The sequence below is a fragment of the Nonlabens arenilitoris genome (assembly GCF_002954765.1).
Lineage (GTDB): Bacteria > Bacteroidota > Bacteroidia > Flavobacteriales > Flavobacteriaceae > Nonlabens > Nonlabens arenilitoris.
On sequence record NZ_MTPW01000001.1, the window covers coordinates 3,226,746 to 3,240,402 of the forward strand.

A 13,657-nucleotide genomic window follows, 5' to 3' on the forward strand; every position below is an offset into this window, starting at 1 on the left:
ACGCTTTCGCGAAAGCGTACCACAACTACTTATTAAAAATAGTATGAATAGAGGTTGTAATGCGTTGTCTATCTTCATCTGTCAGATTAGAACCAGAAGGTAAGCACAATCCATTTTCAAATAAAGTTTCACAAACTTTATTACCATAATAAGGATAGTCCTTATAAAGTGGTTGCATGTGCATAGGCTTCCATAATGGTCTGGACTCTATATTGTCTTTTTCTAAGGAAAGTCTGACATCTTCTCGAGTAATTCCACCTGTTTTTGAAGGATCTACTAGAATAGCACTGAGCCAGTGGTTGGAAATAAAATGACCATCGGGTTCTTTATGGACATATATTCCACTAATATGTTTAAATAGCTCTTCATAGAATTTATGGTTGGCCTTTCTTTTCTTAAGGTTATTTTCTAATTCTTTAAATTGTATTACTCCTAGGGCTGCATTTATATGACCTAACCTATAGTTGTATCCTAAGGTGTCATGATGATAGTATTGTAAATTTGATTTGGCCTGAGTTGCTAGATGAAGTACTTTTTGCTTCTCTTCTATTGAGTTTACAACTAAAATCCCACCACCAGCTGTTGTGATTATTTTATTTAAATTAAAAGACAAAATTCCGTAATCTCCAATGGTGGACAGTTTTTGATTTCTATACGCTGCACCTAAAGCTTCAGCACTGTCCTCAATTAACTTTATACTTTTTTTTCTAGCAAAGCTTCCAATAGCATCCATATTACTGGACATACCATAAAGGCTGGTTACAATTATAGCTTTGGGGATTTTTCCTTTTTTAACGCACTCTAGGTAAGCTAGTTCTAAAGCTTCTGGACACATATTCCAGGTACTCTCTTCACTACCAACAAACACTGGTTTTGCTCTTTGATATAGAATAGGGTTTGCACAGGCAACAAAAGTCATAGATTGACACAGTACAATATCATCTTCTTCAACACCTGCAAGAATTAAAGCCATATGAATTGCTGATGTACCAGAATTGAGAGCAACAACCTGCTTATCCGTATTTAAATACTCTTTGACTATTTTCTCAAAACCATCAATATCTTTATAGATGCCATCATAAACATTTATACTTGATGGTGTAGATAAAATAGTCTGATCACCATAAATTGGCGGTGATAAATAAATACGTTTTTTCATATTTTATGATGCTTTCACACGCATTTTAAGAAAGTAACGAACAAAGAAAATATAACAAAAAGTAATCGAAAGTAAAACTAGCGTAACAATTAATAGTTGCTCCCACAATCCCAACTGAAAGCTGTAATAAACTATGATGCAGCACAATAACTGAATTACACTATACATTAATGAAGTAGTGATATGAGAAAACCGTTTTGAATCAACAAATAATTGATAAAGATGATGTCTATGTGCTTCTGAAATTTTTTCTTTCATCTTAATTCTGCGTATGATCGTTAGTACAGTATCTACCCCATAAACTGCGACTAGCAAAATAGCTACTGGTGCTTTTAATGTAAAGTAAAATTGATAAACTAGAAAAAACAAAACCACCGCTATAGAAATACTACCTACATCTCCAGAAAAAAACAGCGCCTTTTTTCTGAAATTATAAAAACCAAAAACAATTAGAGAAAAAAGTAAATAATATAGCAAGTCTAAGTTTACAAAAGTAGCTTCATAAATATTGAAAAAAAGTAAAAAACTTACGATGACTATCGAATACATTCCGGTTATCCCATTAATCCCATCCATAAAATTAAATGCATTTACAAACCCTACACCTACTATCAATAATAGAATTAATGATATTAAAGGGAAATCTAAACTTACCTGATAAATAGCCAAAGCTATAGCAATAAATTGAACGGGTAAACGTAACGCTGGTGGTTGTGGCCTTAAATCATCTACAAAACTTACCAATGCAATAATGGTTGTGCCTATAAATAAATATGGGTATTCAAAACCACTGGTAATAAAAAAAATAAGCAACGCAATGTAGAATATGATACCACCACCTCTTATAGTAATCTGAGTATGTGAACTTCTGTGATTAGGTTTATCTATGATGTTGAATCTATCTGCTAGTTTTAGATAGACGTAGGAAAGAGATAATAAAACTAAAAATACAAAAATATACAGCATTATTTAATATTAAATGATTTTACAGTTGCTGTTAAACCAGCTTTAGTATCATAAGGCTTAGATATGTTTAGTACTTTTCTAATCTTACTATTACTTACTTCATAAGATTCAGTTAGCTTTTGCAATCTTTCTCTATTTAAAGGTAATCCCAATAAAGTACCAACACTAGCCATCCATCGTATGAAAGTAGAATTAATAGAAATCAAATTAGGTTTTTTATCAATTGCAAGAGCCATTACTTTTATCAATTCATTAGTTGAAATTGAATAATCATCTGCCATATTAAATACGTCAGAATCAGGCCGTCTAGTTAACAAATTCTCTATTACCTCAGTAATTGTAGTAATAGAAACAAAAGATCTCTTATTATCAAAAGATGCTAGTGGATATGGAATTCCCTTAGAAACTACTTTATACAATAAATTTAAATTTCCTTTATTACCTGGACCATGAATCATACAAGGTCTAAGGATGTATAATTTTTTATCTGACGGTATGGTCTTACTCAATAAATACTGTTCAGCGAGTGCTTTTGATTTACCGTAAACAGTTCCTGGCTCATAAGGATGATCCTCTTTTAAGATTCCTTTTACTTCATCTGCAACTGCTTTTACTGAGCTAAAATATATAAACACTTTAGAGTCGGACTGCAAAAATAAGTCAAATAAGCTCTTAGTAAGCTCTGTATTTACTTCGTAATATTCATCATCTAGAGAAGTTTTCTTTAAATCATGTGCTTTTCCCGCAAGGTGAATGAATGCATAGGCAGCATTAAAATCGTCTATAGTTAAATTTTCATAGTTCAATGAAGTATTATTCTGTTCTAGCTTTCGCGAAAGCGGAATAATAGACCAATTTTTATTTTCTAAAAAGGGAACTAAATTTTGACCTACGAAACCTGTTGCACCAGATACAATAATTTTATTCTTCATGAGCCTTGATGATAGACATAGACATTAATTGATTGATACTGGCACGATTGAATTTACTAATGAAACTTGATTTATCAGTAATCAATCCATTAAAGTTTTTCAATAAATTTACTAATTCAACTGAGTCTGTAGGTTTAAATAGTAAAGTGTCCGGTAATTCTTCTTTAATAAATTGAGCTGCATATCCACCAACTCCTGCCACTATCGGTTTATTAAAAGTTGCATATTCAAAAAGCTTAGAAGGTAGAACCCTTTCAAAAGCCTTGTAATCATTGAGATGTAGGAAAAGAAAACCGGCTTCTTGATATAACTCAATCAGTTGTTTTCTTGTAACAGGATCACGCAGTTCAACATTAATAAGTCCTAATCTTTGAATTTCTTCCCTTAATTTTACTTTTGTCCCACCATCACCGATTAAAATAAAAGTATATTCAGGAAGTTTAGAAGCTGCTTGCGGTATTATTTTATCCAATCCTTGCCCTTCACCCATATTCCCAGCGTAGATTAAGGTTTTTTTATGTACATGATTAACAACAGGTATTGTTGCTTCAAACTGATCTATAAAAATCTGATCTATACCGTTAGTGTAATAAGTAAATGAGGCTTGATTATATTTTTTAAAATATGTTTGAAACCCTTTAGAAACTAAGTTGATGTGATTTGCTCGACTAAATGTATACTTTTCAATAGGTCTCAAAAACAAATTTAATCCAAACTTTAAGGCTTTAGAATTAAATATCTCAACAACACTTTCTCTAAAAATATCTCTAATATCTAGGTATAATGTTGCTTTATTTTTACGAGCAATTTTAGAGCCTAAAAAAGCTGTAAACAACCTTGAGGAAGATGCATAAACTAAATCATATTCCCTATCACGAACTAATTGACGCGCCTGATTATAAAAATATTTAAAGGCAATGATTTGACCTTTAAGGCCACTACCATGTTTAGGTAATTGGACTCTATGCACAACTACTCCTTCTTCATATACCTCTCTAGCTTTTGCGTTTGCATCAAAGGAATCATATCTATTAGGAAAAGTAGTAATCACATCAATCGTAGTATCTACTGACTTACTCTTAATCAGAGCTTTGAATAATGAAGTGTTACGAAAAGATCCTGCACACAAATCTGGTTCAAAATAGTAAGTTAAAAAAAGGATTCTCATAAGTCAATAGTGGTCTTCAATTGATTTGCAAAAGTAACAACTATTTTCGAAGCCTCTTTTGTTTTATTAAAGCCTATCGTTTGATTATATTTTTGAAGCTGTATAGATGTGAAATGTTCAAAACTTATTAAAATTTTACCATCTATAATAAAGGTATTCTCTTGTGTTCCATTGTCCACATTTCTATTATAATCAATATGAAAATGGGCTTCGTGTGGCACGTTATACTTAGAATTGACTCGATCATTAATAATCAAAGTTTTATTTAGAAATTCGAAAGTACGATAATGTGTTCCTCCAAAAAACAAGTTGAGTTCAGCTTCTATTTTATCATCCGAATCTTCATGAAGTTTTAATTCAGACCTCTCACCTACTCTAAATCCACCCCAGACATCATAAGAGTTTCTTCCACCAATCGCTACTGTATTATGAGCAGCAGAAGATCTTTGATTATTACGTAACTTGTTTTTTTCGTATGTAGAAGTTCCCGTTTCAACAAACAGTGGTCTACCCCTAAAATACATAATAAATTGCAAGGTATCAGAATGTAAATGTCCCGGTTGATAATTAGAAGCAATATTGGCAACATCCACTACGACTTCATAATTTGAAGTATTCACTTTGCGATAGCCAGAATCTGACAAAGGTAATTGCAGATAATTAATATCTAAATATTTAGCGTAATTTAAAAGCTCTACAGTTGTAGGAGCAATGTCCGGTGCGGCATCATTTATGTAGGGAATGTCACCATTAGAAAAAGAAATTTTTTCTAACCAAGAGAGCATTTTCTTAACCTTTGAGATCAACAATTTATCAATATCAATCTTATTACTAATATTAAAATTTATAACATCTAACAAACGATAAAGAATGATTTGATGATACATAGGTGATTGTTCAAAATGTCCACCATCCTTCAAAATCTGTTCATTTAATTCCTCTTTTAAAAGCTTTAAACTTTTTGTGTACAAAACTTTATCGTCTAAAAAGATACTAGCCATGTACAAAGCAAAAATGTTTTCAAGAAGATGATTTGCAAGAATATGAAATTCGAGATGGTCTCTTAAAATTTTTGTGTCATTTGCAATAACGCCATTAATGTAAGAATCATTAATTTTATGAAATGCTAAAAACTTAACCCAATTCATTATGCGTAATGAAATTGGATAAGGCTCTAAACCGTCTATTAACTTGTCTCGTTGTAGACTATGATCTTTGATTAATTTATAACCGTCTTGTGAGCTGCATTCTTTAGAGTTTAAAAATTCAAAGTAGTTTAAGTTATATGTCCATAGTTTCCCATGATCAGAAAAGTTCCAATTAATTGTGTTTTCAAAAGTTTCTTCAACATTTAAAAAACAGAAAATACCGTTTTCATAGGATTTACTATTAAATAATACAGGTTTCCAAATGGGAAGCTTATCCAATTTTACATCAACAAGATTTGGTGCTTTATAATAAAGCGCCTTAAACCTGTACAATAATTGAAACTTTACTTGTTTCCACTTTAAGTATTTAATTGTATGATAAATTCGAAGTGCATTTTTCAAGTTCATGGAGCTATATTTACTAGAATTTAGCTAATCTTATTCTACTTTTGTAAAAGAGATAATAAAAAGCTAATTCATTACGTCTACCCAAGATTGAGATTTTAAGCTCTCAATGGCAGCAAATGATGCTTGAGTAGTATTGACCAATGACTCAAATTCTATTAACGAATCACCTCCTGAATTAATCTGTTGAGCAAGTAAAGTAAACTGACTCTTATGACCTTTATCCAACTTTGACTTCATCCCTTTAAACCCTTTAAAGCCATAAGCTTTAAGTTTTCTCCAATTGTCTAAAACGAGAGTGCGCTCCTGACTATAGATTTCAACACGCTCTTTAGAGTAAGCTTTACTTCCATTTGCAAAGTAATTTATTACCCCATTCGATCCGTTTTCATACTTTAATAATATACTTGCATTATCGGTATTTTCTTCAGGATTTATACCCATTGCATTCATACAAACAGAGACTACTTTACTTCCTGTAAAGTAAGAAATTAAATCTATGAAATGACATGCCTCTCCTATAATACGCCCACCACCAACTTTAAGATCATGCACCCATACATCTGGTGGTATCGCTCCCGCATTCATCGTGGCAATTACATTAATTGGTGTATCTCCATAACCGATTGCTTTTTTCATTTTTAAAGCATGAGGAGAAAATCTACGATTAAATCCGACAGTTAGCGTAGCCTTACTATTATTGTAGGCATTAATAATCTCTTTAAGTTCTTCATTATTAAGCGCGAGAGGTTTCTCTACAAAGACATTCTTACCAGCCATTAGAGCAGCTTTTACCATCGGAGCATGTAAGTGATGTCTAGTGGTAATCATTACCGTATTAATATTAGCGTCTTTAAGAACTTGGTCATAATCCGTCGTACTTTGAATGATCTGAAACTTTTTTGCAAGAGTAGTTCCAGATAAACCACCTGAACTTACTATATATTGTAAATCCATACCAAGATTCATCATGGCTGGTAACATAGTCATTTTTGTGAAATTTCCAGCTCCAACAATAGCAACTCCTTTATTTGATTTATTACTAGAATTACCCCTATTTTGAGAAACAGTTATGGTATTAGAATAGGTGATATCACTGTAGTTAAGCAGTGAGGCTATTGATTTAGAACTTCCAATTTCTCCATAGATCTTAAGATAATCCTTTAATTCAACAACTTCAGTTATTAAAGGATCCACCTCTATATACTTTTTAGAAATCGAACTCAGTATAGTTTCAAAATTGCGTTTTTCTGTCCATCTTACAAAAGGAAGAGGATAATCGTTTCCTTTAGTCTCATAATCTTCATCATAACGTCCTGGTCCATAAGAACAGGAAACTTGAAATGATAATTCTTTTTCATAGAATTCTGCTCTACTTAACTCCAAACCTATCACACCAACTAAAATGATTCGACCTCTCTTACGAGACATTTGTGCAGCTTGCGAAATAACATCATTAGATTTAGTTGATGCGGTGATAATAACTCCATCAGCTCCAACACCATCGGTAAGTTGCATTACGGTTTTAACAGGATCTTCTCCTTGAGCTGGATTGATTGTAGTAATTCCCCATTTTTTAGCAAGATCAAGTTTCATTTGATCAAAATCTATTCCTATAACATTACATCCATTTGCTTTTAAAAGTTGTGCTGTCATTAAACCTATAAGACCTAATCCGGTAACTACAATAGTTTCGCCTAGCGTAGGTTCACACAATCTGATTCCTTGAAGACCTATACTACCTATAACAGTAAAAGCAGCTTGCTCATCTGTTACATTATCTGGAATAGAGGCTACCAGGTTTTTTGGAATACATACAAATTCCGCATGTCCACCATTTGAAGCAACGCGATCACCTACTTTAAATTCTGAAACACCTTCTCCTACTTCTATAACCTTTCCTACGTTACAATAACCTAACGGAAGTGGCTCTCCCAATTTATTAAAAACGGCTTCTAATGTAGGCATCAAACCCTCGGTCTTGATTTTATCAAGTACCATTTTCACTTTATCTGGTTGTTGACGAGCTTTGGAAATCAAATTAGATTTCCCAAATTCTACCAACATGCGCTCAGTTCCAAGAGAAACTAGAGATTTAGTAGTTTGTATAAGTACATGACCACGTTTTACTTGTGGTGCAGGCAATTCTTCTAATATAGTTTCTCCCGTTTTAAAGGATTGTATGATTTGCTTCATCTCTAATTTCTTTTTTTAATCAATTTAGCGGGAACTCCTCCAACTATAGTAAATGGTTCTACGTCTTTTGTCACTACACTGCCGGCTGCGATCACAGCACCTTCACCTATAATTACTCCTGCAACAATGGTGCAATTACCACCAATCCATACATCACACTCTATAATAACTTTTTCTTTGTTATGTCCAGAACCAAAAATATGGCCTTTATTTTCAGGAATCACATGATTGGCTGAAGAAATTATTGTTCGATATCCAATTAAGGTTCGGTCTCCAATTTCCACTTGACCTCCCGTTGTTATAATGACTCCCCATGCTAAATCAACGTGATTACCCAGTTTAAGTTTGCGACAAGGATTAATTTTAATTCCTGGATAATATGTGATTGATTTCCCTATTTTGGCCCCTTGAAGTCTCAAATAATTAGATTTTATAACATTAAAAACCTGATGTCTAGGCAAAGAAAAAACTATGGAAGACATAGATTCATAAGTACAAACAAGAAAGTTTTTGATTAAATTATTCATTTAAAAATCTTTGTATGAATTCAAATTGTAGTTGCACTTTTGCTTTTGGAGATGGATAAGTACTTGATATTTCGACTCCACGATCAACAATTTTTTTTAAGAACGAAGGTTCGTTTTTTAATTTCAAAATCATCTTTGCAATATGTTTGGTATTCATCCTTTCCACATATACCGCGGCATCCTTACAAATCGCTCTAGACCACTCTTCATCAGAAATTATTAATGGTTTTTTGAAATACCAAGCTTCAATTATATTATTACTAAAACTTTCTAAAAGACTGAACAATCCAATAGCGTTAGAGTTTTGAATAACTGAAGGAATCTCAGCGGGAAGTACTCCTCCTATTAATTCAATATTCTCAGAAACTTGCAAATCTTGAGCTATTTCCTTTAACTGCTTACTCTTCTCATGCTTCTCATCTAGTGTCAAACGAAATTTTACAGATGTGCACCCCTCATCTTTTAAAGATTTTAATATATAGGGAATAACCTCTATGTTTTTATTCGGGTGCCAACCGGTCAATAATAGAACTACGAATGGTTTTTCAACATTAAAAACATCTGCGTCTATGTTTTGTGTGTCGTTATTATTTGGATAAGTCGAAATCGAAGGCAATATTAAAGTAGTTTTATGTCTTGGGTAATTGAACAACTCACTACACCTTTTTTGCATAGCTTCATTCTCGAAAATAATAGCATCCGATTTCAAAGTATTTTTCAATCTATACCAATCAATTAGTTTATGTTTTATTTTTTTTAATCCTTTATAAGAAAACCAAAAATCAATTTCAGGGAAAAATAGATTAGAGTAAGCACAACCGGTAATAGAGGGGATACCTTTGACAAAAATACCTGGACCGAAAAGTGTATAAATAACATCTATATTATGAGTGAAAACAATCTTTTTTAAATTGAAATAACTAAATAAAAACCTGCCTATTAAACTCGTTTCAACTTCAATAAAATTAGCCCCTTTACTTTGAAGAAGTAACGCTGTATGACTTCCTTTCGTTGTTAGATACAATAGTTCATCACAGTATACCAATGGAGCTTGTGTTATAAAGTTTGCCGCAACCTGTTGACCTCCTCCGCTTTTAATCGGAATTAGATTTATTAATATTTTTACTGAATTCATTTCAATTTCATAATTATTCAGATTCGGAAAACTTTAAAATTTTATTCATCCATTTTTCAGATGAATAATTTTCTAATACGTTAACGTAAGCAGTTTCTTTTATTTTTTCGATATCGTATGTTCCTTTTTCAATTTCAAAAATAATCTCGGTAATTTGCTCATGTTCTCTAGGCTCTACTAAAAAACCATTTTTCAAATGATTTATAGTATCTGCTAAGCCTCCAATATTACTTGCTATTAGTGGAGTTTTTAAGTACATAGATTCCAGCATGGTAAGTGAGGTGGCTTCAATATAATTTCCAACAGGGATAGATGGCACGATACTAATCTCAGCATTTTTAATAAAACTTAAAGCCTCCATATTGGACAAAGAACCTTTAAATTCTATCAAATTAGCTTTTATGTCTTCATGAAATTCTTTGTGCAACTTTTCTTTCAAAGGTCCACTACCAATAACCAAAAGTTTATCAAAAATTGGATTTGAGCTTTTACTAATATAATTGATTGCTCCTCTTACGCCATATTCGACTCCATTTTTCTCGTGTAAATGTCGAACAATTACAGCGTATTTATTTCTACCAAACGCAGAAGTGTTAACTAGATCTAATTTTTTAACATCAATAGCATTAGGAACAACAATATATTTCTTATCAGTATTATCGCACTCAATTTTTTTCTCTAAATCAATCTGTAATTGATCAACACCTATTACCTTATCAATTTGTTTCGATATCGCTATATCAAGAAATTTTGCCATTGCATAAATAGTCTTATTATTAGAAGTAATTAAAAATTGTTCAGAAAAAGGAGCATGAAGAACTTGAGTAATCGAAATTTTATCTTTATTCCTATATTTTGCAATTATAGCCGCTAATGCAGAATATCGATCATGTGTAATGATATCATAAGAATGAGTTCCAATATTCTTCTGCAAAACATTATTTAATTCTTTATAAAGAGATAAAGATTTAACAATCAAACTAACGGATTCAAATCCAATAAGGTTTAAAAATGTAGAAATAACCTTAGCAACAAATGACTCTTTTTTTGATAATCCAAGGATAAAAGTATGATTCTTATTGCTAAGACTTGACTTCATTGTCGCTAAATGAGTCCCCACACCTCCACTTTCAAAGGTCGAATGACTTGTTAAAATTATAAGTTTAGATTTCATAGATGTGTGAATTAAATAATTCCAGAATTCATTAAATTATAAAAGACTAAAATTATTAAAATTATAATATGGAATGGTTTTAATTTGTAATATGCATAATCTTTAAATCGCGTCGCTGCTATAGCAGATAGAGGTATTAAAAATAATATTCGATGCCTAGGCACAAAACTTATAAATGAAATTGATAGCATAAAAACTAATGATATTATGATTAATGCAAAACTCTCCGGTGAATAATTAAAATATTTCTTTACATTAATGACTAACAAGGGAAGAAAAATACTTAAAACAAATAAATGAGATATTTGAAAAAAATTAGAAAAATCAAAGTATTCATTTAAATATTGTATTTGATATTTAAAGCTAACCCTTTTATTATCTATTACTAAACCCGAATATTTAACCGGTGTGATTATATTGACAGTAGGTAAGGCAATAACTTTAACTATCCAGCTTTGTTGCATAATTTTATAAGTTACTTGATCCTGTATTTCTTCATTCGATTCTACAAAATTAGTTCGCTTATCAAGAAAAGAAACGATATCTGCATTTGAATCATTTCCTTCAATATTGCCAAATCGACTGATGTATGGAACAATATATACGAAAGCACCAGAAAGAATGATAGCTAAAAAAGTTAAAATTGATATTTTTACTGATTTAATAAAAAGTGTAGAACCATTTAGTAATAACTCTCTATATCTAAATAAAAAACACGCAAAAGTTACAGAAAAAAATGTTGCACCCCTAAGAAAAAAAACGGGTATCATAATAATAAAAACAATTAAATATTTTTTGTTTAACAAGTAATTAATACCTAAAAAAACTAGATAAAATAGGATTAAATCACGATAAACATGCACAAAAGACCATTGTATAAGATAAAGTCCAATTAAAAAAGTAGAATATAATGATAGATTTATTCGTAGTTTAACCACCCTTTCAAAAACCTTGTGACTCAAATTAATTAGTAATGCATATAGAATCCAAGATGATAAGTATGCAACATAGAGAAAATCTTGGTCATTAAAATCAAAGATATCAGTGATAAACCTCAAGGTCTTTAAAAACGTCGGGAAAATATTTAAATAACTCAAATCCTGATTTTTACTTTCTCTCAGAAAAAGAGCATCATCACCATATGGTGATAAAAAATTATCATAATTAAAACTATAAGTTAACAAGTAAACAAAACCAATTCCGCTAATCAAAAGCAAGTTTGTTAAATTTAACTTATCATTTTTATAGAAATAACCTGCAGATAGGCATAAAACTAATATAAATATGATCATAAGTGGATTTTGCCCACCTACAAATAAATAAGAAGAGCACCATATTAAACATAGTAAGAAAACTTTAATCATTTGATTCAATATAGGTAACCATAGAGTCTATCATAATCTTATATCTATTAACAAAAAAGTCAGCAACTTTGATATCTGATACATCTATATTCTTAGCCTTTAAAGTAGAATTAATAAGATTTAAAACTATTTCTTCATTTTCACCTATTTCAATAGTCTTTAAATAAGGAGAGTCAAATTCCTTTGTAAACTGTTCAATTTTTGGGTCAATATTTAAGCCTATTGATGGTATGTTTAAGATTGAAGCAAAAACTAATCCATGATATCTCATAGAAATAACCATATTCATATTTGATATTTGACGAACAAATTGAAAAAAATGATTTTTCCTACTATCATAAATAATCTCGTCATCATAATTAACAAGTACCGATCGATATTGAAAATCAAGAACACTACAGAAATTTATTATGGTTATTTTATAGAATGGATTTAAAATATTAATATATTTTTGAATAGAATCTAATATTTCCTTATTTCTTTCAAAATCATGATACCAGTCCCTAACAACTATTCCGATATTTGGTTTAACATTATCTTTTAAAACCTCCTTATCCTTAATAATTTTATCAATGAATAATGGATTAAAACAAGGATCACATCCCAATATAGCGTCCTTATGATAAGTTAAACTTAATTTTTCTCTAAGTATAACCAAGGCATCATCTAAATATGATAAGTCAGGCATAATCTTAAATGGACCTAATCCAATTCCTAGATAAATTGATTTCCTAAACTTTAAATTAGCCTTTCCAAATCTCTTTTTAAACGTAAAGAGAAATTCTCTAGAATTATTAAATTGAAATTTAATTTTTCTTAAAAGCTCGTCTTTTACAGCATTACTACTATTAATTGTAAAATGCTGATTACCACCTCCATAAATCCTAAAATTAGCTGTTATATCTATTTTATCTGAACGATCGAAGTAAGTTACATTTGGAAAACTTTCTTTTGCTTCTTGTGGAATATTATCTTTGTTGTAACAAAATACAATAATTGTACTTCCAGAAAATCTTTCTGTCAACTCCAACAAGATACTTATCAACATGGCGTCATCACCCAAATTAGACCCGTAACCTCCAGTTAAAAGAAAGTCTGTAGAAACTTTACGCATTATATTTAAAGAATTTTGTGATGAATAAAAAATTAAAAAATAAGTAAAAAAGTAGTAAACTTAATTGTAAATACCAGTAATCGAGTAAAAAATGATTAAGAAACAGAAAGAAAACTGTTAATAAAACAGGTTTTGAAAGTACAATTTTAAATGGTAGAATTTTATTAAGAAGCAATCTAATTATTAGATAAATAATATTTATAATGAATGACAATAATAAAGAATAACAGAGTCTTAAAATTTCAGGTTGCAAATTGAAAATATAGAAATATCCTAATAATAGACAAACAGTCCATATTAGATTACTTTCCAAACTTATCCAAGTTTTATTACTCAATGTAATTATTCTAAAAAAACTAGTTTTAAAAA

General features: G+C 30.7%; 10 protein-coding genes and 1 pseudogene. All 11 read right to left on the reverse strand.

Annotated features, from left to right (window positions below):
• Window positions 1-25 precede the first annotated feature (25 nt).
• Entirely contained in the window at window positions 26-1,159 is a 1,134-nt protein-coding gene (locus BST92_RS14455) for a DegT/DnrJ/EryC1/StrS family aminotransferase (RefSeq protein ID WP_105072100.1), read from the reverse strand.
• Window positions 1,160-1,162: 3 nt separating this feature from the next.
• Complete coding sequence (locus tag BST92_RS14460; protein WP_105072101.1) at window positions 1,163-2,125, reverse strand: MraY family glycosyltransferase; 963 nt, start codon at window positions 2,123-2,125, stop codon at window positions 1,163-1,165.
• Window positions 2,125-3,057: an NAD-dependent epimerase/dehydratase family protein gene (locus BST92_RS14465; protein ID WP_105072102.1), complete on the reverse strand. Its 933-nt coding sequence runs from the start codon at window positions 3,055-3,057 to the stop codon at window positions 2,125-2,127. The genes BST92_RS14460 and BST92_RS14465 overlap by 1 nt, the downstream gene beginning before the upstream one ends.
• Complete coding sequence (locus BST92_RS14470) at window positions 3,047-4,225, reverse strand: glycosyltransferase family 4 protein (protein WP_105072103.1); 1,179 nt, start codon at window positions 4,223-4,225, stop codon at window positions 3,047-3,049. The genes BST92_RS14465 and BST92_RS14470 overlap by 11 nt, the downstream gene beginning before the upstream one ends.
• Entirely contained in the window at window positions 4,222-5,781 is a 1,560-nt protein-coding gene (locus tag BST92_RS14475; protein ID WP_105072104.1) for a heparinase II/III family protein, read from the reverse strand. Before BST92_RS14475 ends, BST92_RS14470 begins: the two co-directional genes overlap by 4 nt.
• A gap of 63 nt (window positions 5,782-5,844) precedes the next feature.
• The gene (locus BST92_RS14480) at window positions 5,845-7,974 is read right to left on the reverse strand and encodes a bi-domain-containing oxidoreductase (protein WP_105072105.1); all 2,130 of its coding nucleotides are present in this window, start codon (window positions 7,972-7,974) and stop codon (window positions 5,845-5,847) included.
• Window positions 7,975-7,976: 2 nt separating this feature from the next.
• A pseudogene (locus tag BST92_RS15505) lies at window positions 7,977-8,132 on the reverse strand (DapH/DapD/GlmU-related protein); the annotation flags it as partial.
• Window positions 8,133-8,493: 361 nt separating this feature from the next.
• Window positions 8,494-9,636 carry a glycosyltransferase gene (locus BST92_RS14490; RefSeq protein WP_105072106.1) on the reverse strand — a complete coding sequence of 381 codons (1,143 nt, stop codon included), beginning with the start codon at window positions 9,634-9,636 and terminating at the stop codon, window positions 8,494-8,496.
• A 13-nt stretch (window positions 9,637-9,649) separates the two neighbouring features.
• Window positions 9,650-10,810 (reverse strand): glycosyltransferase family 4 protein, encoded by a 1,161-nt coding sequence (locus tag BST92_RS14495; RefSeq protein ID WP_105072107.1) that lies wholly within the window; start codon window positions 10,808-10,810, stop codon window positions 9,650-9,652.
• A gap of 11 nt (window positions 10,811-10,821) precedes the next feature.
• Window positions 10,822-12,102, reverse strand: a complete 1,281-nt coding sequence (locus BST92_RS14500) for a hypothetical protein (RefSeq protein ID WP_146105171.1) — start codon at window positions 12,100-12,102, stop codon at window positions 10,822-10,824.
• Between the two features lie 64 nt (window positions 12,103-12,166).
• Window positions 12,167-13,288 (reverse strand): polysaccharide pyruvyl transferase family protein, encoded by a 1,122-nt coding sequence (locus BST92_RS14505; RefSeq protein ID WP_105072109.1) that lies wholly within the window; start codon window positions 13,286-13,288, stop codon window positions 12,167-12,169.
• Window positions 13,289-13,657 lie beyond the last annotated feature (369 nt).